The following is a 20612-nucleotide window of genomic DNA, read 5'->3' on the forward strand; positions in this document are numbered from 1 at the left end:
CGCGTCATTGCTGCCCTAACCTCCCTTCGTCCGCCATCTGTTCGCGCCAAATCGCAGCTCATCAAGCCACCTCGCGCCTCATCGCGACTCGTCCCGCGCGGCCGACAGCAGGCCGTCACCGTCCACGTCGAAGCTGAACCCGCGCCAAATCACGCGCGAAGAGCCGAAGCTCGCCACGAAAATCGCAAACAACACGATATCCCATATCGGCAGCAGCCATAGCCCGCCATGCGCCTGCCGCAACGCGCGATCGGCGCAAAGCTTCAATGCGAAGCGCGCAAACAGGGCGAGCGCCGCAATCGCCCAACCCCATGACGCGCCGCCCGAGAACACCACGGCGAGCAATGCGAACGCGAGTGGATGCATCAACGCGGAGCCGAGATGGCCGAGCGGATCGATGCTGCGGATCGTCCGGCTCCAGCGCAGCTCGTGCGAGACGAGTTGCGCCGCGCTGCCCTCCACGCAAGCATGCGAGATGGTGAACGGCGGAATCGCGACTTTCTCGCCGATTGCGCGTACCGCTTCGCCTATCGCGTGATCTTCCGCGAGATGACGCACGAACGGCATCAGGCCGCCGATCTTGTCGAGCGTGGCGCGCCGCATTGCAATCGTCTGTCCAAAGCATGGCCGCGCAAGACCGAGCGCGATACCGGTGACGACCCCCGGCAAAAACTGATAGTGAGTCGCGGCTGCCGACAGGCGCGGCCAGAAGCCGGGATCGGGCTCGCCGCGATACGGGCACGTCACGAGTCCAACGCCGGGCTGCTCCAGTTCGCCGACGATGTGGCGCAGATAGTCGGGCCCCACGCCGACATCGCTATCGGCAAACACCAGCACGTCGTGCCGCGCGTGCGGCAGCATATTGATGATGTTGCTGATCTTGCGATTCGGGCCATACAGCCCGTTGTCGGCAATCACCGTGATGTCCGCCTGTGGATACAGGCGCTGCAATTCATCGACGGTTTGCAATGCCGGGTCCGCCGGGTCGTGTACGCCGAACACGAACTGCACGGCGCCGGCATAGTTCTGCTCGCAGAAACTCGACAGATTGCGCAGTAGTGCGCCTTCGCTGCCGTGCAGCGGCTTCACGACCGTTACAGCCGGAAAGCTACCCGGCTCGGCCACCGCACGCGCGAAGAACCGCCCGATCAGCACGCTCGCCACGAGCGTATAGCCGACGCCGGACACGGCGCACGCGGCGCATGCATACGCGGTGGCGACGGCAAACCAATGCGCGCCGTTCACGCCTCGTGTGCGCGCAGGAAGCGGAAGAACTCGACGCCTTCCCGCAAGCGCCGTTTCATCATGTCCCAACTGGTCAGCATTTCGCGCACGATTTCCCAGATTTTCGACGGACGGAAATAGAAGCGCTTGTAGAAGTTTTCGAGCTGGTGATAAATCTCTTCACGCGACAGATGCGGATAGCCGATAGCCGCGAGCTGAACGCCTTCTTTGCTGACGAGGTTGATCACCTTGTTCTGTTCGAGCCAGCCGTTTTCAACCGCCTGCTCGTAGAGCCGCGTGCCTGGGTACGGCGCGGCAAGCGACACCTGGATGGTGTGCGGATTGATCTGCTTCGCGTATTCGATCGTCTTCTGAATGGTGTCCTGGGTCTCGCCGGGCAAACCCAGAATGAACGTGCCGTGAATCTTGATGCCGAGCTTGCGGCAGTCGTCGCTAAAGCGCCGCGCGATGTCGGTGCGCAAACCCTTCTTGATGTTCAGGAGGATCTGATCGTCGCCGGATTCGTAGCCGACGAGCAGTAGCCGAAGGCCGTTTTCCTTCATGATCTTGAGCGTAGCGTACGGCACGTTCGCTTTCGCGTTGCACGACCATGTCACCCCAAGCTTGCCGAGACCACGGGCGATTTCCTCGACGCGCGGCTTGAAGTCGGTGAAGGTGTCGTCGTCGAACATGATCTCCTTCACTTCGGGCATGTTGTCGCGAATCCACTTCACTTCTTCCAGCACGTTCTCGACCGAACGCGTGCGGTAGCGATGCCCGCCCACTGTCTGCGGCCACAGGCAGAACGTGCACTTCGAGCGGCAGCCGCGTCCCGTGTAGATCGACACATACGGGTGCTTCAGATAGCCGATGAAGTAGTTGTCGATCTTCAGATCGCGTTTGTAGACCGGTGCGACGAACGGCAGCTCGTCCATGTTTTCGAGGATCGGGCGCGCTGCGTTGTGCTCGATCGAGCCGTCCGGTGCGCGATAGCTGAGGCCGGGAATCTGCGTGAACGGTTTGCCTGCGGCGACATCGGCGCAGGTGAAGTCGAATTCCTCGCGGCAGACGAAGTCGATCGCCTCGCTCGCCGTCAGCGAGTTATACGGGTCGACGGCGACCTTTGCGCCTACCATGCCGACGAGCAGCGACGGCTTGCGCTTTTTCAGATCTTCCGCGAAAAGCGCATCGGTGGGGAAAGACGGCGTGCTGGTGTGAATGATCACGAGATCGTATTGCTGCGCGACATCGAGCGTCGCATCGACCGACAACCCATCGGCGGGTGCGTCGAGAACGCGGCTGCCGGGAACGAGTGCGGCCGGTTGCGCAAGCCACGTCGGATACCAGAACGAGCGGACTTCACGCCTCGCCTGATAACGCGAACCGGCGCCACCATCGAAGCCGTCATACGACGGCGCCTGCAAGAACAGAGTTTTCATGGATGCTCCAGCAAGCCTTGAACAGGCGCTTTCTGTTTTCTGTCGAACAACTGTCGGAGGGGCACTCGCCACGCGGCGAGCAAAGACATGAATTCGCACAGATGCTACGGAGCAAAGCTGAAGGAAACCTTAAGCAGAATGGCGCGAGCGGGCGTTGCACCCGCTCGCATTACCACGAGATTTCGGCATGCTTACTAATCACCTGCGAAGCTACCCGAAACAACAGCCGGATCAACGCGCAAGGTGTCGTGCCCAATCGAGCCACCCAAGATTCAGTGCGGCGTTCACGGCGACGCCGAGGGCCGACGCGATGGCCGCGATCATCGTCCAGAATGCAGAGCGCCGCGCGGCTGTTGCGGAGGTATGCGCGGCATTGGCCGCATCGCGCGACGCGCTCGCCGCCACCTGCGCCCCATGCGACGTGGACTCCATCTGCGCGAGCGACTTCATGGCGAAGCCGCGCTCGTCGTTGGCCCGCTCCTGGTCCTTTTCAAACAGATAGCGATGACAGAACGGCGCGAGCGGCGCCTCGGGATTTTGCGCAGCGAAGAACTTCGCATACGCTTCGCCGCCGTTAGCGTCGATTTCCTGGTAAGCGGATTGCCTGTCCACACGAACCTCGCCTGCGCGCGGCGCGAGGCGGCGATCGACGTGCCGGCCATGCGCCGGGCGCGCATGCCGGCCGCCGCCGCTTCGCTAGCGTCTCGCTTGCCCCTAGATGGGCTTGATATCCGCTGCCTGCTTGCCCTTGGGCCCCTGCTTCACTTCGAAGCTGACCTTCTGGTTTTCCTGCAACGACTTGAAACCCTCCGAGCGAATCTCGGAGAAATGGGCGAACAGGTCTTCACCTCCGTCGTCGGGTGTGATGAAGCCGAAGCCCTTCGCGTCGTTGAACCACTTCACTGTACCGGTAGGCATGTCGATTCCTCATGTGCATCTGGTTGACTAAAACTGGCAATTCTCGGGCGGGGACTGCCGCTCGACTGTACGCCTGTTTGCGCGGCGTCGCAGCGATTGCGCTTGCTTCACGCGCCTCCAAGCCTGGTCAGGCAAGTAAAGGCCTACGGTCCCCAAAACATCTGAGCAAGACGCGTGCCTCGTCCGCGCGAACGCGGCGGCCGCCGGTGCGTTTCGGCACAATCAGATAAGATGTTCGTATCGGCAGTCCATTCTCGGCAGCGCGAGTTCGGCTCATTATCCGAACGCCGCGCAGCCTGTCGTTTTCCCATTTACAGGAACCAGCATGGCAACTTCGAGCTATACCGATACCCGACTTCTGATCAACGGCGAGTGGTGCGATGCCGCGAGCGGCAAGACCATCGACGTCGTCAACCCCGCCACCGGCCAGGTCATCGGCAAGGTGGCCCACGCCGGCATCGCCGACCTCGACCGCGCGCTGGAAGCGGCTCAACGCGGCTTCGAAGCATGGCGCAAGGTGCCGGCTCACGAGCGCGCCGCGGTTATGCGCAAGGCAGCCGCGCTCGTGCGCGAGCGCGCGTCGGACATTGGCCGTCTGATGACGCAGGAACAGGGCAAGCCGTTCGCCGAAGCGAAGATCGAAGTGCTGGCCGCGGCGGATATCATCGAGTGGTTCGCCGACGAAGGCCGCCGCCTCTATGGGCGCGTCGTGCCGTCGCGCAATCTCGCCGCGCAGCAACTCGTATTGAAGGAGCCGATCGGTCCGGTCGCCGCCTTCACGCCGTGGAACTTCCCGGTCAACCAGATCGTGCGCAAGCTGAGCGCGGCGCTCGCAAGCGGCTGTTCATTCCTCGTGAAGGCCCCGGAGGAAACCCCTGCGTCGCCGGCGGGCCTGTTGCAGGCTTTCGTCGAAGCAGGCGTGCCGGCCGGCACGGTGGGTCTCGTGTTCGGCGATCCGGCCGAAATCTCGAGCTACCTGATTCCGCATCCGGTCATCCGCAAAGTCACGTTCACCGGCTCCACGCCGGTCGGCAAGCAACTGGCCGCGCTGGCCGGCGCGCACATGAAGCGCGCCACGATGGAACTGGGCGGTCACGCGCCGGTAATCGTCGCTGAAGACGCCGACGTGGCGCTCGCCGTCAAGGCAGCGGGTGGCGCGAAGTTCCGCAATGCGGGCCAGGTCTGCATTTCGCCCACACGCTTTCTGGTGCACAACAGCATTCGCGAAGAGTTCGCCGCGGCGCTCGTCAAGCACGCCGAAAGCCTCAAGCTCGGCGACGGTCTCGCGGAAGGCACGACCCTCGGGCCGCTCGCCAACGCACGCCGTCTGACGGCCATGAGCAAGGTGCTCGACGACGCGCGCAAGACCGGTGCGAAGATCGAGACAGGTGGCGAGCGCGTCGGCTCGGAAGGCAACTTCTTTGCGCCGACGGTGCTGACCAACGTGTCGCTCGAAGCCGACGTGTTCAACAACGAGCCGTTCGGCCCGATTGCGGCAATCCGCGGTTTCGACAAACTCGAAGAAGCGATCGCGGAAGCCAACCGTCTGCCGTTCGGCCTCGCCGGTTACGCGTTTACGAAGTCGTTTGCCAACGTGCATCTGCTGTCGCAGCAGCTCGAGGTCGGCATGCTGTGGATCAACCAGCCCGCCACGCCCACGCCGGAAATGCCGTTTGGCGGCGTGAAGGATTCGGGCTACGGCTCGGAAGGCGGGCCGGAAGCAATGGAAGCGTACCTGGTCACGAAGTCCGTGACGGTGATGTCGTCCTAAGGCATCTGGGCGGGCAAGCAACGGCTGATCGTTGCTAGCTGCACCGGGTCCGCGAGTTCACGCTCGCGGACTTTTTTATTTCCATCGACAAAAGCGTTCCGTGAGCACATGCAACCCACGCTGACCGGAGAGACGGTCGAACTGAGGCCGCTTGAACGCGACCACGTAGAAGCGCTGCTCGATGCAGCCGCAGACGGCCAATTGTGGAATCTCAAGCTGACTGTCGTGCCCGGGCCCGACACGATCGGCGGCTATATCGACACCGCGTTGGCGGGACGCGATGCGGGAACGGTGATGCCGTTCGTGATCGTGCGCCGCGATACCGGCACGGTGATCGGCAGCACGCGGTTCTGGAAGATCGACCGCGCGAATCGCAAGCTCGAAATCGGCCACACGTGGCTACGTGCATCGGCTCAACGCTCGGCGGCCAATACAGAGGCGAAATATCTGCTGCTGCGCCACGCTTTCGAAGCGATGCAATGCGTGCGCGTGCAATTCACGACCGACGAGCTCAACGACAAATCGCGAGCGGCGATTCTGCGCATCGGCGCGAAGCAGGAAGGCGTGGTCCGCCATGAACGCATCATGCCGGACGGCCGTAAGCGCAATTCGGTGCGCTATAGCATCATCGACGACGAATGGGCGCAGGTGAAGGCCATGCTGCAAATCAGGCTGGGGCCGCGTTGAAGCGCGGGCCCGGCCCCGGCGTGCTTTGCCTGGCGCCTGACGCTTGCCAGCGAGCCTCACACGTGCAAGTCGCTTTCCTTCAGCGGCGGTGCGGTCGGCACCAGCAACTCCTCGCGCAGCGTGTCGCGCGCGTGATGCCGGCGCACCCATAGCGCGGTCAGCATCGGCACAAGAATCGCGGTGACGAGGCACGCGGTTGCAACCATTGCGGTCGCGGCCGGCACGAGCGGCTTGAAGCTCGGAATCATCTCGCCGATGATCGCCGGGTTCGCCACCGCCGCGCCCGCCGTCGACGACGCCGCGAGTCCCGCCGCGCCATTGCCGCCCGCGATCCAGCGGTCCGCGAGAATCAGCGGAATGCCCGTCACGACGATCACCGCGAGACCCAGCAACACGCCCGCCATGCCGCTCTTCGCGATCACGTTGAGGTCGATGCCGTTGCCGAGCGCAAAGCCGAAAAACGGAATCAGCGGATGCACGCAGCGGCCGAAGAACTCGCGCAGGTCGCTGTCGATATTGCCGAGCGCGAAGCCGATCAGGAACGGCAGCACGGCGCCGACGAAAAGCCGCGGCTCGAAGAAAGCAACGCCCGTCGCGCCCAGAATGATCATGCTCACGAGCGGCCCCGACTCGACCGACATCAGCACGAACGCGCCCGCTTCCTCTTTCGTGCCGTACTGCTGCATCACCGCCGCGTAGAGACCGCCGTTGGTCATGTCCATCGACGTGGTGATCGCCAGCACGGAGAGCCCGGCGAAGAGCCCGCCCTTGATTCCGTCGATCGGAATGAAATGCGACGCCACGATTGTCGCGATCCACGCGACCACCATTTTCGTGACGAGCAGCGTGCCGGACTTGCGCAGCACGGTGCCGGTGGCCCGCAAGTCGATCGTCGCGCCCATGCAGAAGAACCAGACCGCGAGAATCGGCACGGTGCCGGCGATCAGTCCGTTGGTGAACGACCCGAAGTATTTGCCCGCGCCCGGCGCAAATGTATGAACGCAGGCGCCGAGCAGCAGCGGCACCAGCATCAGCCCGCCAGGAATGCGGTCGATGGCCTTCTTGAGCTTCATTGTCTCCTCCGTGGACTTCGCGTCCAGTGATCGGGTGAATCCGGCTGGATGAGAACCGGTCTTGCGCCGGCTGCTCCCTTTCGGCGCAATATAGCACCGCGAGAGGAACGGTGTTCCGAATATTTTCGGCGCAAGGGTAATCGTTTACCCGGCATTTTTCTGGGCCGTTTTGCTCGCACCCTGGCGTGTCGCTAAATATTCCGGACCACTGTTCCGAAATCGCGAATAACGCGCTACAGTCGATGCCACACACTTCGCCGGCGCAGCGATGCGCCGGGCCGACCCAATCATCGGAGACAGATCGTGGAAGCGAGCATGCAAGTGAGGCAGGCCATCAACAGCGAATACGCAAAGACGCTGGATACCGCCGGATTGCGCAAGGAGTTCCTGGTGGACCAGGTGTTCGAACGCGACGCGCTGCGGCTCACCTATAGCCACATCGACCGGATCATCGTGGGCGGCGCGTGGCCGGTGGCGCGCGCCGTCGAAGTGCCCGGTTCGCTCGGCAAGTCGATCGGCGTCAACTATCTGCTGGAGCGGCGCGAGCTGGGCGCGATCAACATTGGCGGCGATGGCTGGGTCGACGTGGACGGCACGCGTTACACCGTGCGCAACGAGGAGGCGATCTACGTTGGCCGCGGCGCGCAGTCGGTTGCATTCGGCAGCAGCGACGCGTCGCGGCCGGCCAGGTTCTACGTGAACTGCGCGCCCGCCCACGAGTCGCACCCGACCCGCACGATCTCGCTCGGCGAGGCGTCGCCGCAAACGCTCGGGGACGCAGCCACGAGCAACCGCCGCACGATCTACAAGTTCATCGTGCCGGAGGTGCTGCCCACCTGCCAGCTTTCGATGGGCATGACCAAGCTCGAACCCGGCAGTTTGTGGAATACGATGCCCTGCCATACGCACGAGCGGCGCATGGAAGTGTATTTCTATTTCAATGTCGCCGACGACGCCGCTGTCTTCCACATGATGGGCGAGCCGAACGAGACGCGGCACATCGTCGTGCATAACGAACAGGCTGTGATCTCGCCGAGCTGGTCGATTCACTCGGGCGTCGGCACGCAGGCGTACACGTTCATCTGGGGCATGGTCGGCGAGAACCAGGTGTTCAGCGACATGGACCACATCGCCGTGCGCGATCTGCGTTGAGTGTCCTTCGCGTGTATCGGCCGCATTCGCGACCGGCACCTTCGCACATGCAACACACGTAACACACGCAACACACGCAACACACGACATGGGCTCTGACATTGTGAACATCCCGGCGATGAACCGCTCCACGACAAATCCCTTCGACCTTGGCGGCAAGGTGGCCATCGTCACCGGCAGCAACACGGGCCTTGGCGCCGGCATGGCGCTCGCGCTTGCGGAGGCGGGCTGCGATATCGTCGGCGTATCGCGGGCCGATGCGGGCGATACGCCGGCGCGGGTCGAAGCCGCCGGGCGACGATTCGCGGACGTGCGCGCCGACCTCTCGTCCACCGCGCCGGTCGACGACATCGTGCGCGCCGCGGTCGAAGCGTTTGGACGTATCGACGTGCTCGTCAACAACGCGGGCGTGATCCGCCGCGAGAACGCCCTCGATTTCACCGAGGACGATTGGGACGCGGTCATGGACCTCAATCTGAAGAGCCTCTTCTTTCTCGCGCAGGCCGCCGCCCGGCAGTTCGTCAAACAGCAAAGCGGCGGCAAGATCATCAACATCGCGTCGATGCTGTCGTTCCAGGGCGGCATACGCGTCGCGTCGTACACGGCGTCGAAAAGCGGCGTGCTCGGCCTCACGCGGCTTCTTGCGAACGAATGGGCCGCGCAGCGCATCAACGTGAACGCAATCGCGCCGGGCTATATGGCGACGGCGAACACGGCCGCGTTGCGCGAAGACGCGCAGCGCAACGACGAAATTCTGAGCCGCATCCCGGCCGGCCGCTGGGGCGCGCCGGACGATCTTGCGGGACCGGTGGTGTTCCTCGCATCGTCCGCGTCGGACTACGTGCACGGGCATACACTGGCAGTAGACGGCGGATGGCTCGCGCGCTGACTCGGCAGAAAGCGCGAGAGACGGTATGCTCCGGGCGTTCGTCAACACGCGGTACAGAAAAGCGTTCGATCAGGGAATTACGGAAATGGCAGCAACCGGCAAACACAGCAAAGACGACCCCGCAGCCCTCGCGCACGACGCGCAGAGCGCCGAGTGCGGCAACGACAAAGGCGAATCGGCTTCGTCCATTGGCCGCGTGTTCGCTCTTCTCGGCGCGATCGGCGACAGCGGACAGATCGGCATCAGCGAGTTGTCGCAACGTCTCGGCATGTCGAAGACCACCGTGCACCGCGTGGTTCAAACGCTGAAGGCACTCGGGTACGTCACGCAGGAAGTGGAGACCGAGCGTTATCGCCTGACCATCCGGTTGTTCGAACTGGGCGCGAAGGCGCTCGAAAGCGTGGATCTGGTGCGCGAAGCCGATGTGGAAATGCGCCGCATCGGCGCGGTGACTCGCGAGGCGGTGCACCTAGGTGCATTCGACGAAGACGCGATCATCTACATCCACAAGATCGACGCCGACTACGGACTGCGCATGCAGTCGCGCATCGGCCGGCGCAATCCGTTGCATAGCACGGCGATCGGCAAAGTGCTGCTCGCGTGGATGGACCCGGCCGACGCGCGCGAGGTGCTCTCTCACGTCGAATTCCGTAAGTCGACACAAAAGACGCTGTCTTCGGCGGAGGCCGTGCTGAGCATTCTGCCGCGCGTTCGTGAGCAAGGCTACGGCGAGGACAACGAGGAACAGGAAGAAGGTTTGCAGTGTCTTGCGGTGCCGGTCTTCGACCGTTTCGGCCGCGTGATCGCGGGACTGTCTGTTTCGTTTCCGACGATGCGCTGCGGCGCCGACACCAAGTCTCACTACGTCGCGCTGCTGAAGCAATCGGGCCTCGCGATCTCGACACGGCTTGGCTATCGCGAGGCGGCCGCGCCTGAGCACGCGGCCGCCCAGGCCGGCTAAGCGGATGCCTGTGCGGCGCGCGCGCTTTATGCCGCCTTTGCTGCAGGATTCGGTTCGACGGTGCGCGTGAAGCTCCTGCGGCCGTCCACGCTTACCGGCACGTCACCCTTGAGCGTCACGCGCCGCACCACGCGGTGTTCGTTGCCGTAGTCGTTGACCGCGTAGTGCTGGGTCGCGCGATCGTCCCAGAGCGCGACATCGCCTGCCCGCCCGCGTCAACGCCAACGCCAACGCCAACGCCAACGCACGATATTCTCGGGGCGCGTGACATAAGCCTGCAGCAGATGGAAAAGATGCGCGGACGCGCTCGGCGTCTCGCCCACGAAACTCTTCACGAAGTGCCCGAGAATCAGCGTCTTTTCGCCTGACTCCGGATGCACGCGCACGACCGGATGCCCGGTTTCATAGCGAGTCGCCTTGTGACGCACGAGCGCGGCGCGTGCTTGTCGCGATGCGATGAAGCGGATTGCGGCCATGACGGAGTCATCGCGCGTGCGAGTGCATGCGCGGACGGATCGGCCTTGCGTGCTGCGGAAAGTGTGCTCATGACTGGTCCGCGAAAAGGCGGTTTGGTGCATTCGGCTCGATTGCGTATAGCCAATGTCCGATCTAACCGGTCTTGAGCGTGCGGGTAAAAGACTTGTTCCTTATGTGCTTATCACGCATAACGCGGCGATCGCCAGGCGCCGTCGCGATCACGGAAAAATCGTTGGCATATCGGCACAGCGCAACACATTAATAGCGCTGAGGCCGCGCCGATGCGCACGTGCACGCTTTCGCTCAAGGCAACATACGCTGCAAGACCTGATCCTTGAGAACGAATCGATGATAAAGCGCGCCAGCGACATGCAAGCCGATCAGCGCCAGCAACACCCAGGCAAGATAACCGTGGATGTCGCCCATTTCATGACCGACGCTCGAGCCGACAGGCGAGATCGACGGATAAGGCAGCAGACCGAAGAGCTTCACCGACCAGCCGCGCGACGACGCATTCGCCCATCCCAGCACGGGCACGATGACGAGCGCGAGGTACAGCAGACCATGCGTGACATGCGAAACAATGCGAAGGAAACGCGACACGGGCGCGGGTCCGGGCCGGTGCGTGAGTCGCCAGACGATTCTGAGAACCACGGCTGCGACCAGGGTTGCGCCGACTCCCAGATGCCACGCGATCAGCCCTTCGGGCCGCGTACCCTTGTGAATGTCAGGCATGGTCCAGCCGATCACGAATTGCGCCGTGATCAGCACGACCACGAGCCAGTGAAGGAACTTGGCGACGCCATCATAGCCGGCCGCGTAAAAGTGCGAACGGGTATCGATAGATTGCATCTTCATGGGAGGTGGCCGTTGTCAAAGCGTCATTGGAAGCCGCTTGTCGCGGCCGCGTGGGAGCCAGTATGCTACGGCGCGAATCTTAAGAAAAGCTGACGTCTCGCCGCGCGCCACTTCCGCGCAGGCGTGAATGTCGCCAGAGGCTCGACACGAAGCGCCAGTCTGCAACCGAATGTATCCGCGAGGCATACGTGCGGCTCCTTGTCTTCGTGGCCGCTCGCCGGTGTCCGCAGCACCGAAGCTTCAACGCGCCGCAACTGGTTGCGTCCGCAATCACGCGGCGTTTTCGCAGCAGGCTCAACGGCTTGCCTGTCGCGCGCACCACATCACAGCTGACTCCGCTGTCCTTACCTGCCCTCGCCTGCCCTCGTACCGTGCAATGCTTTCGCGCAATGCAGTCGACACGTCCTGTTACACACGAACACAACGGTAATGCCACCTCTCAGTAGAGTTCGGATCAACAGGAAAAGGAGCAATGTCATGAAACGAATTTTCGCGCTGGCCATTCTGGCGGTAACGCTGGGCGCCGCGCTGAGCGGTTGCATCGTGGTCCCCGACGGCGGCGGTTATCACGACCATTATCGTTACCACGATCGTTACTGATCGACGCTTACGCAGACCGTCCACGCTCAATCATAAAAACGCGGGAACCCCACATGAATCAAACACGAAACCGCTTGTTGTCCATTGCAATCGTCGCGGGCCTTGGTATCGGCGCGTCGAGCGCCGCGCTCGCTCACGTCGACGTCGGCGTGAACATCGGCGTGCCGGGTGTCGCGTATGCGCCCGAGCCCGTCTATGCGCCGCCTCCGCCGCCCGTGTATGCGCCGCCGCCACCGGTTGTTGTCGTGAGCCCAGGCTGGTATGGCGAGCGTTACTACGACGGCCACCGTTATTGGGAGCGGCGCGAGTGGGAAGAACGTCATCGCGAACGTGAATGGCGTGATGCGCGCGGCGACTGGCGCGGCCACGGCAACGGCCGCGGCCACGATGAATGGCACGGCAACGGCCACGGTGAATGGCACGGCCACGGCGGCGATCATTGACGCTTGCCGCGCGGCGCTAATGTCGATGAACATCGCGCCGCGCGGCGTTTGCTTGCGCGTCAGCACTTTGCAGGAGCGACAGTTTGCTACGCACTGATCCACGGCGAGTCACCGCGCAGGTAGACGGCATGGTCGTCTGCGCGGAATACAGCGAGCAGACCGGCCAATTGTGTTTGCGCCAGGACGGCACGCTCGTTCGCGAATGGTTTCCACCGCACTCGTGGACCGCGATTGCTTCGGTGGCCGGCGCGCGGCATTGGGGCACGCGTCCGACCGACGACGATCTGCTCGCGTTGCTACGCAACGAGATGACCTTGTTGCGTTCGCCGCAGGGAAATGCCTCACAGAAGTAAAAAAGCGCGCGACGCATGATGCGTTGCGCGCCTTTTGATCGGCGTCTCACAAGATTCTCTTGGAAAACTTCGGTCGCGGGCTTTGTTTCAAAGCCTTTTCCGCAACCGCTTATCAGCCACTTATCGTGCGTTGTAGACCGGCGGCGAGTACGAACTGAACGTGACGTCACCGCCGCGGCCCGCTTGCCAGGTGCCGTGGCTGCCCGAACCATAGCCGCTGTTATCGGCTCGCGCGAAGCCCTGCTGACCGGCGGCCTGCGTTTGCACGGCCTGTGTGTCCTGCGTCGCGGCTTGAGCAGACGGCTGCGCGAACGAAGCGATCGGCGCGCCAAGCACCGCGGCAATTGCAACAGCCTGAATGAGCGATTTCATTTTGACCACCTCCGGTCATGTCTTCTGCGTATGCTGCAAACGGGATTTGCTCGCAGCGATGAAGGCAGTGTAGGCGCGCGGCGGTACAGGATAAATCCGCTAATCCTGAATTCACTGTTGCTGTTGCGCCGACAATCGGAAGCGGTTTGCCGCGCTCACTCCTGCGGCACGGCCATGCCGACGTAGTTTTCCGCCATGACGGTGGCCGCCGAGCGAGACGTCGTCACGTATTCGAGTTCCGCCACCTGAAGCTGCCGCTCGAACGGCGACGCGCCTTCGATACGGTGCATCATGCTCGTCATCCAGTACGAGAAATGCTCCGCACGCCAGATGCGCTTGAGCGCCGTTTCGCTATAGCCGTCGAGCAGGTCCGTGCGGTTCTCGACATAGAACGCGTTCAATGCCTTCGTGAGCAGACGCACATCGGCGACGGCAAGGTTCATTCCTTTCGCTCCGGTCGGCGGCACGATATGCGCGGCGTCGCCCGCGAGAAAGAGCCTGCCGTGCTGCATCGTTGCCGATACGAAGCTGCGCATACCGACAATGTTCTTCTGGAAGATCTTGCCGTCCACCACGTGCTGGCCGTCGTGCGAATCCACGCGAGCGTGCAGCTCCGCCCAGATGCGATCGTCCGACCAGTTGTCGACGGAGTCCTTCGGGTCGCACTGGAAATACATGCGCTGAACGTTGGCCGAGCGCGTGCTGATCAACGCAAAGCCGCGGTCGTGGCGCGCGTAAATGAGTTCGTCCGACGACGGCGGTCCTTCACACAGGATACCGAACCATCCAAACGGGTAGACGCGTTCGAAGTCACGCCGCAATGCCTGCGGAATCGCCGCGCGCGACACGCCTTGCGAACCGTCGCAGCCGATCACGAAGTCGCATTGCAACTCGCACGCTTCGCCCTCGTGACGATAGCGGATCGACGGCTTGTCGGTATCGACGCCGTGCAGCGACGTTTCGGTTACGCCGAAGCGCAACGCCCCGCCCGCAGCGACGCGCGCCGCGACGAGATCCTTGATCACCTCGTGCTGAGCGTAGACAGTGATCGAATGGCCGGTAAGTCCGGTCAGATCGATCCGCCGACGCTTGCCTTCGAACGCCAGCTCGAAGCCATGATGCAGCGCGCCTTCCGCCTTCATGCGCTCGCCGACGCCGGCTTCAGTGAGAAGATCCATCGTGCCCTGCTCGAGCACGCCGGCGCGGATGGTCGATTCGATCTGCTCACGCGTGCGCGTCTCTAGCACGACCGACTCGATACCGCGCAGATGAAGAAGATGGGAAAGAAGCAGGCCCGCGGGCCCTGCACCGATGATGCCAACCTGGGTGCGCATGATGTGTCTCCTGAGTGCAAGTTTGATTTGCGCCCAGTTTGACGATCGGCCCTGCTATCGCGCAACGCGATATGCGAGATACGCTCTATCCAGTTTTGAGATAACGCACCTGCGTCTCAAGCGCTACTGAAAGGCGTCGATGCCACGCGACGCCCTGCTGACGGCGCTTGCAACGCGGCCATTCGTCATGCGGCTGCATCAAGCGCCGGAAAGGCACTCAAGGTAAACCCCGAGCGCGATTTCAATCCCAAAGTTCAGGCAAGAAACAGCCGATACACCGGATTGTGCGTCTCTTCCCAATGCGGATAACCGAGTGTGGCGAGAAAGCGCTCGAACTCCGCGTTGTCCGTCTCCGGCACCTGAATGCCGACGAGAATCGAACTGTAGTCCGCGCCCTGATTCCGGTAGTGAAAGAGGCTGATGTTCCAGTCAGGCGCCATCGACGATAGAAACTTCATCAGCGCGCCCGGCCGCTCGGGAAACTCGAAGCGGAACAGGCGTTCGTCATGCGCGAGCGGCGAGCGGCCGCCGACCATGTAACGGATGTGCTGCTTCGAGAGTTCATCGAACGTCAGATCGACGGTGGCAAAATTGTGCGCCTCGAAGGCGCCCGCAATCTGCGCCGATTCGCTGCGGTTCCTGATCTGCACGCCGACGAAAATATGGGCGGACTCGGCCTGCGCGATCCGGTAATTGAATTCGGTGACGCTGCGCGTGCCGAGCAGTTCGCAAAAGCGCTTGAAGCTGCCGCGCTCTTCGGGAATCGTTACCGCGAACACCGCCTCGCGCGCCTCGCCCACTTCTGCGCGCTCGGCCACGAAGCGCATGCGGTCGAAGTTCATGTTCGCGCCCGACGTGATCGCGATCAGCGTCTGGTTCTCGATGCCTTCGCGCTCCGCATACTGTTTTGCGCCCGCCACCGCGAGCGAGCCCGCCGGTTCGAGCACGCTGCGCGTGTCCTGAAAGACGTCCTTGATCGCGGCGCACAGCGCGTCGGTGTTCACGAGCAGCACGTCGTCGAGATATTCACTGCACAGGCGGAAGGTTTCTTCGCCGACAAGCTTCACCGCAGTGCCGTCGGAGAACAGGCCGACTTCGTTTAACGTGACGCGCTCGCCGGCTTTCAGCGATGCCGCCATCGCACACGAATCGTCGGTCTGCACGCCGATCACCTTGATCTCGGGACGCACCGATTTCACGTACGCCGCGACACCTGCCGCGAGTCCGCCGCCGCCGATCGGCACGAAGATCGCGTGAATCGGGCCCTGATGCTGGCTGAGGATTTCCATTGCGACCGTGCCTTGCCCGGCGATCACATACGGATCGTCGAACGGATGCACGAAGGTCAGCCCGCGCTCTTCCTGCAGCTGCACCGCGTGGCCGTACGCATCGCTATACGATTCGCCGAACTGCACGACCTCGACGGTCGGGCCGCCATGCGCGCGCACGGCGTCGACCTTGACCTGCGGCGTGGTGACCGGCACGACGATGATCGCCTTCACGCCCATGCGCGCCGCGGACAGCGCCACGCCCTGCGCATGATTGCCCGCCGACGCGGTGATCACGCCGCGCGTGAGTGCCTCGGCGGGAATGTGCGCCATCTTGTTGTACGCGCCGCGCACCTTGAACGAGAACACCGGCTGGTTGTCCTCGCGCTTCAGATAGACCGGATTGCGCAGGCGCGCCGACAGTTGCGGCGCGCGTTCGAGTTCGGTCTCGCGGGCCACGTCGTAGACGCGCGCGGTGAGGGTTTTCTTCAGGTAGTCGTGTCGAAGCGCGACGCTGTCAGCAGTTTCGGCGACCTGTTCGAGTTCGTGTGACGGCAAGGCAAGCTCCTGTGCGGCGAGGACGTAGCATCGAAAAGCGACCAGGAGGCGGAGCAAGCGGACATAAAAAACCCGCCTCATGGGGCGGGTTATGTGTGACTGCTATCAGACGCGCGCTAACCCACCATTCGATGAATGATGCTAATAATCAGCGCAATACGGATGTCGAGGCAGTTCATGTGGCCGATCATCGTTGACTTGTCGTGGTTTGTCAATGCCGGTGCCGTGAGCGGTGACCTCTCATGGCCGCTGCGGTTTCAGCTTCCGCTGCGGTTTTGCTTCCCGCTGAGGAACGCGTGGTCCGCCTGCAACGGCTATGGATGCCGCGCGCGCGCCGAGTATGCGCTCGCGCAAAAACGCTTCCAGCTGCGCCATCATCGCTTCGCGCGCGCAGCGTGAGAAGAGCGCGTGATCGACCTTGCCTATCTTCTTCACCGAAATATTTTTCAGCTTGCGCAACTGATTGCCGTCAGGGCCAAAATGAATGTCGAGTTCGTCGAGGCCTTCGTCGAGTGTTCCGTACAGCAGCGCGGTTTGCACGCCTTTGCGCTCCAGTTCGAGCACGAGTCTGCGAATGGCGCTGCCGGGCGTGCGCTCACCGAGCAGCCTTTCAAGCACGGCGCCTGCGCGCGCCGCGACGCGGGCCGACAATCGCCGCGCAAGCTCGACGGTGATCGCGCGAGCATTAGCCTGGCCGCTCAGCAAACGCAGCCATTTGCGCGGATTGCGCATCGCCCGCCGATACACCTCGCTCGGCGCGACATACTGTGCGCCAGGCCGCACGCGCGCGCCGCCCCATTTGAAAAACGGCAGATTGATGCACGCGCAACCGGCTACGGCGGCATGCGCGAGCGCGGTATGCAGGCTCACATAAGCACCGCTGCAGACGCCGGCCATGACGACCTTCGGATAACCGGCGGCGGTCAACCAGTCGACGCCAGCGCAGGCATCGTCGATCGAGTACGTCGAATAGAGCGCGTCGAGCGTAAGCGTTGCGTCGCGGCGCAGGCTGTCGCCGAGACCGCTCAGATCCATGCGAAGCGATGCGATGCCCTGTGCCGCGAGCCGCCGCGCCATCAGCACGGTGAAACGGCTGTCGCCGATCCGGTGCACACCGCCCGTGTTGACGAAGAGAACGGCTGGCGCTGCGTCGAGTGCGCGCTGCGGTTCGCACAGCACACCTACGTAGCCGCCGAACACGACCGGCGTCTCGCACCCGTGCGCAAAAGCGATACTCGCCGATGCCGCGGCGTTCAGCACTTCGACCGTCGGAAGCGACACTGGCTCAGTGCCGGCGCCGAGCCATTCCAGCACGCTATCGAACGCACGGCGAGGCGGCTCGCTGTAGCTCGGATTGAGCAGAAACTTGCCGTATTCGCCGAAGAACTGCACGTCCGCTTGCGCGCCGAGCGCCTCGTAACGAGCGGCGAGCCGCTTCAGCCGGGCGCTGCCCGCCAGATCCTGCAACAGCACACGGCGCGCGGGAGGCTCGGCGCCTGCCGGGCTGCTGCACGGAGCCCCACACTCTGTAGCAAGTTCGAGATCGACTTTTGCAAGCAGCTCGAGCGTGTCCGGATAGAGCCTGAAACCATGCGCGCCGACGGTGTGCGGCAGCTCTGCATCGAGGTGCAATCCAAGCGCGGTCTGCGCGGCGAGCCACGTATGCTGCTGAAGCTCCAGTTCACGTATATACGCCTTGCCGGAAATCACGGGCATCAACAGTATGAGGTTGTCGACGTCGCCCAGCTCTTGCGCAGCGAGTGCGGCGAGTGTGGCGCCAACGCGCAGACCGCACAACGTGACGCGCTTGACTCCGGTTTCCGCACGCAGAAACTCAACCGCGGCCTTGACGCTCTCGATCCATGCGCGCCAGCGCAGCGGGTCTTCCTCGTTGCCGCCCGAGTCGCCCGTGCCGGGATAGTCGAAGCGCAATACGACGACGCCGCGCGCGGCGAGTACGTCCGCGAGTTCGCGCCAGCCGCGATACACGGAAAGCGCTTCATAGCCGAACGGATTGCACAGCACCACGCCCATTTCGGCTTGCAAAGCGGCCGGCGCATGCAGCCATCCAGAACAGCCGTCGAACGCGACAGGTCTCATCGTGGCCATGACCGTTGCGATAGATTGCCGGAGCACAGCGTCAGCTTCGCGTTGCAATCGACTCCTCCGGCACGAGTTGCGCGATCACGCCGGCAAGCGCGGCGATGCTCGCGAACATGTCGTGGGTGATCAGCGCGCCCGGAATCTCGAGCGCGAATGCCTCCTCCACGGCCAGCATCACTCGCACGGTGCCTAGCGACGACAAACCGGCGGCGTACAGATCGTCGTGATCGCCTAGCGTGTCGACAGCGACATCGAGGCAGGCGGTCTCCTCAAGAATGCGGCGCACATGATGTTTCATTGATTTCCCCGGATGCGTTAGTTTCTCGCGCGGCGCTCGAATGTCGCCGTCGCGAATGCTGTCTGGCCGTCAGGTGAGCGCATTGCCGCTCGCACACTGAGCCGCGAGCGCCCTTCTGTCGATCTTCCCGTTAGCGTTCAGCGGCATTGCATCGAGCGCGATGACTCGCTGCGGCACCGCGTAGGCCGGCAGGCGCTGACGGCACGCCTGCAGAATCTGCGCGGCGTCGATCCGCGTGTGCGTCACGAACGCAAGCAAGCCGTGCGCGCGGCCCGTTTCATCGACGGGCCATGCGATCACCGCGCAAAGCGCGGCGCGGCTACTGGTCTGAACCACGTGCTCGACTTCCTCGATCTCGATGCGGTTGCCGCGAATCTTCACTTGCGTATCGAGACGGCCTTGAAAGACGATGCCGTCTCGCGCCACCTCGCGTGCGGCGTCACCGCTTCTGTACCAATGCGATGAATGCAAGCCCGCGTAGCGCCTCGTAACGAACCGGCGATTGTTCGGTTCGTCCGCGCGCAGGTAGCCTGCCGCGACCTGCGGGCCGCCGATCAGCAATTCCCCGCTCTCGCCTTGAGCGACCGGCTGCAGGGTTGCATCGACGATCAGCAGTTCCATGCCGGGCACGGCTTGGCCAAGCGGCATGACGGCGTGCGTCGCATCGGCGAGAAATTGCGGCGTGACTTCGAAAGCGGAGCACGCGACGGTTGTTTCCGTCGGTCCATAGACGTTGAAAATGCGGCTCTTCGGCGCCGCCTTCTGCCACGCCTGCGCGAGTGAAACGGGCAGCGGTTCGCCGCCGAAGCACGTCACGCGCAGGCTCACGAATTCGTTGGGCGGGAGCTTGCGAAACTGCTGCATGAAGGCGGCCACTGAGGGCACGCTGTTCCAATGCGTGATCGCATGTTCTCGAATGAAAGCCGCGTTGTAGATCGGCTCGGTCGTTTTCGGCACGTACAGGCAAGCGCCGTTCGCCCAGCACACGAACATGTCGTGCACCGAAGGATCGAAGGACAGCTCGCAAAATTGCGCATAGCGTGCATCAGGCAGCCGGCCGAGCAACTGAAGTTGCGCTGTGACGTATGCGCAGGCGTTCGCATGCGAGATCGCCACGCCTTTCGGCGCGCCGGTGGACCCCGACGTGAAGAGCACATAGGCGTGATCGTGCAGCGCGCGTTGAGCGGCGTGTGGCGGCGCGACGGCCAATGCGCCCGGCAGTCGCGGCAGATCCGCCACGCGGCGATGTGCCGGGGAGTCGTCCATGCCGCTGAGATCTTTTTCATCGTCGATGAAAAAGATCTTCGGGCACTCGTCTATCAGCATGAGCACATCGTCGAGCAGAGCCGTGCAGCGGCGGTCGACCAGCAGCACGGGCGCCTTCGACTGCTCGACGGCCGCCGCGATACGGGCGGCGGGCAGCGTCGGATTGAGCGGCACGTAGGCGAAGCCCGCCTTCACGATGCCGAGCAAGCCCGCATAGGCGGCCACGCTGCGGTGTGCGAAAAGCAGACAGCGGCGAGCGCCGCCGGCGGGCATCGCGGATGTCAGTCCCGCCGCTATACGGCTCGCACGCGAAGCGAGTTCGCCATAGCAATACAAGTGTTCATCGACCCATAACGCGGGCCGCTCGGGCTCGCTCGCGGCAGTGTCGAAGAAAAAGGAATCCAGCATTCACGGCCTCGCGTTGCACATGCACGGCTGCGCCGCGCACAGTCGATAACCGTGCGAAAGCGATTGTCCGTCATGTCGAAAGCACACCGCCGCGCAGCGACAGTGCGCGATGGCGCACTGCGCTATCGCAGCAGAATGTCGTAACCAGGATGAACGAAAC

20 protein-coding genes and 1 pseudogene are annotated in these 20612 nt (G+C 63.2%); 8 read left to right on the forward strand and 13 right to left on the reverse strand.

Annotated features, from left to right (window positions below):
* Positions 1-78: 78 nt before the first annotated feature.
* The 4 genes from hpnI to JMY24_RS07495 all read right to left on the reverse strand — a co-directional run bounded on the left by hpnI (position 79) and on the right by JMY24_RS07495 (position 3581).
* A complete protein-coding gene (gene hpnI, locus JMY24_RS07480) occupies positions 79-1245 on the reverse strand; it encodes a bacteriohopanetetrol glucosamine biosynthesis glycosyltransferase HpnI (protein ID WP_201701710.1) in 1167 nt (388 codons plus the stop codon).
* Positions 1242-2663, reverse strand: coding sequence for a hopanoid biosynthesis associated radical SAM protein HpnJ (gene hpnJ / locus JMY24_RS07485; protein WP_128595187.1), 1422 nt, complete (start codon positions 2661-2663; stop codon positions 1242-1244). Before hpnJ ends, hpnI begins: the two co-directional genes overlap by 4 nt.
* A 231-nt stretch (positions 2664-2894) precedes the next feature.
* On the reverse strand, positions 2895-3275 hold the full coding sequence (locus JMY24_RS07490; RefSeq protein ID WP_128592686.1) for a hypothetical protein: 381 nt from the start codon (positions 3273-3275) through the stop codon (positions 2895-2897).
* A gap of 102 nt (positions 3276-3377) precedes the next feature.
* Complete coding sequence (locus tag JMY24_RS07495) at positions 3378-3581, reverse strand: cold-shock protein (RefSeq protein WP_006052818.1); 204 nt, start codon at positions 3579-3581, stop codon at positions 3378-3380.
* Between the two features lie 325 nt (positions 3582-3906).
* On the opposite strand from JMY24_RS07495, the gene JMY24_RS07500 reads away from it, so the two are divergent.
* Entirely contained in the window at positions 3907-5352 is a 1446-nt protein-coding gene (locus tag JMY24_RS07500; RefSeq protein ID WP_128595188.1) for an NAD-dependent succinate-semialdehyde dehydrogenase, read from the forward strand.
* Positions 5353-5460: 108 nt separating this feature from the next.
* Positions 5461-6039: a GNAT family N-acetyltransferase gene (locus JMY24_RS07505; protein WP_128595189.1), complete on the forward strand. Its 579-nt coding sequence runs from the start codon at positions 5461-5463 to the stop codon at positions 6037-6039.
* Positions 6040-6095: 56 nt separating this feature from the next.
* On the opposite strand, the gene kdgT is transcribed toward JMY24_RS07505, so the two are convergent.
* A complete protein-coding gene (kdgT, locus tag JMY24_RS07510; protein WP_201701711.1) occupies positions 6096-7112 on the reverse strand; it encodes a 2-keto-3-deoxygluconate transporter in 1017 nt (338 codons plus the stop codon).
* A 315-nt stretch (positions 7113-7427) separates the two neighbouring features.
* Here kdgT and kduI point away from each other — a divergent pair, with 315 nt between their 5' ends.
* The 3 genes from kduI (at position 7428) to kdgR (ending at position 10114) form a co-directional block, all read left to right on the forward strand.
* Positions 7428-8264 (forward strand): 5-dehydro-4-deoxy-D-glucuronate isomerase, encoded by an 837-nt coding sequence (gene kduI, locus JMY24_RS07515; RefSeq protein ID WP_128595191.1) that lies wholly within the window; start codon positions 7428-7430, stop codon positions 8262-8264.
* A gap of 88 nt (positions 8265-8352) precedes the next feature.
* Positions 8353-9153 (forward strand): 2-dehydro-3-deoxy-D-gluconate 5-dehydrogenase KduD, encoded by an 801-nt coding sequence (gene kduD, locus JMY24_RS07520; protein WP_201701713.1) that lies wholly within the window; start codon positions 8353-8355, stop codon positions 9151-9153.
* Positions 9154-9238: 85 nt separating this feature from the next.
* Entirely contained in the window at positions 9239-10114 is an 876-nt protein-coding gene (kdgR, locus tag JMY24_RS07525) for a DNA-binding transcriptional regulator KdgR (protein ID WP_128595196.1), read from the forward strand.
* A gap of 26 nt (positions 10115-10140) precedes the next feature.
* Here the strand turns inward: kdgR and JMY24_RS07530 are convergent.
* Together JMY24_RS07530 and JMY24_RS07535 are read right to left on the reverse strand one after the other, a co-directional pair.
* A pseudogene (locus JMY24_RS07530) lies at positions 10141-10692 on the reverse strand (TauD/TfdA dioxygenase family protein).
* Positions 10693-10894: 202 nt separating this feature from the next.
* Positions 10895-11449, reverse strand: a complete 555-nt coding sequence (locus tag JMY24_RS07535; RefSeq protein WP_201701719.1) for a cytochrome b — start codon at positions 11447-11449, stop codon at positions 10895-10897.
* 477 nt (positions 11450-11926) lie between these two features.
* On the opposite strand from JMY24_RS07535, the gene JMY24_RS39230 reads away from it, so the two are divergent.
* From JMY24_RS39230 to JMY24_RS07545, 3 genes are all read left to right on the forward strand, one after another.
* Positions 11927-12049, forward strand: a complete 123-nt coding sequence (locus JMY24_RS39230; RefSeq protein WP_268960754.1) for a hypothetical protein — start codon at positions 11927-11929, stop codon at positions 12047-12049.
* A 53-nt stretch (positions 12050-12102) separates the two neighbouring features.
* Positions 12103-12492 carry a hypothetical protein gene (locus tag JMY24_RS07540; RefSeq protein WP_128595193.1) on the forward strand — a complete coding sequence of 130 codons (390 nt, stop codon included), beginning with the start codon at positions 12103-12105 and terminating at the stop codon, positions 12490-12492.
* Between the two features lie 83 nt (positions 12493-12575).
* Positions 12576-12845 (forward strand): hypothetical protein, encoded by a 270-nt coding sequence (locus JMY24_RS07545; protein ID WP_128590921.1) that lies wholly within the window; start codon positions 12576-12578, stop codon positions 12843-12845.
* Positions 12846-12965: 120 nt separating this feature from the next.
* Here JMY24_RS07545 and JMY24_RS07550 read toward each other — a convergent pair whose 3' ends face one another.
* The 6 genes from JMY24_RS07550 to JMY24_RS07575 form a co-directional block, all read right to left on the reverse strand.
* Complete coding sequence (locus JMY24_RS07550; protein WP_128595194.1) at positions 12966-13217, reverse strand: hypothetical protein; 252 nt, start codon at positions 13215-13217, stop codon at positions 12966-12968.
* A gap of 155 nt (positions 13218-13372) precedes the next feature.
* Positions 13373-14551, reverse strand: coding sequence for a 4-hydroxybenzoate 3-monooxygenase (locus JMY24_RS07555; RefSeq protein WP_128595195.1), 1179 nt, complete (start codon positions 14549-14551; stop codon positions 13373-13375).
* A 254-nt stretch (positions 14552-14805) separates the two neighbouring features.
* Positions 14806-16377: a threonine ammonia-lyase, biosynthetic gene (ilvA, locus tag JMY24_RS07560; protein ID WP_201701720.1), complete on the reverse strand. Its 1572-nt coding sequence runs from the start codon at positions 16375-16377 to the stop codon at positions 14806-14808.
* Between the two features lie 240 nt (positions 16378-16617).
* Positions 16618-18486, reverse strand: coding sequence for an alpha/beta hydrolase family protein (locus JMY24_RS07565; RefSeq protein ID WP_128595197.1), 1869 nt, complete (start codon positions 18484-18486; stop codon positions 16618-16620).
* A 31-nt stretch (positions 18487-18517) separates the two neighbouring features.
* Entirely contained in the window at positions 18518-18778 is a 261-nt protein-coding gene (locus tag JMY24_RS07570; protein WP_128595198.1) for an acyl carrier protein, read from the reverse strand.
* A gap of 69 nt (positions 18779-18847) precedes the next feature.
* Complete coding sequence (locus tag JMY24_RS07575) at positions 18848-20452, reverse strand: amino acid adenylation domain-containing protein (RefSeq protein ID WP_201701721.1); 1605 nt, start codon at positions 20450-20452, stop codon at positions 18848-18850.
* Positions 20453-20612 lie beyond the last annotated feature (160 nt).

It is taken from the genome of Paraburkholderia kirstenboschensis, from assembly GCF_904848585.1.
In the GTDB taxonomy this organism is placed as follows: domain Bacteria; phylum Pseudomonadota; class Gammaproteobacteria; order Burkholderiales; family Burkholderiaceae; genus Paraburkholderia; species Paraburkholderia kirstenboschensis.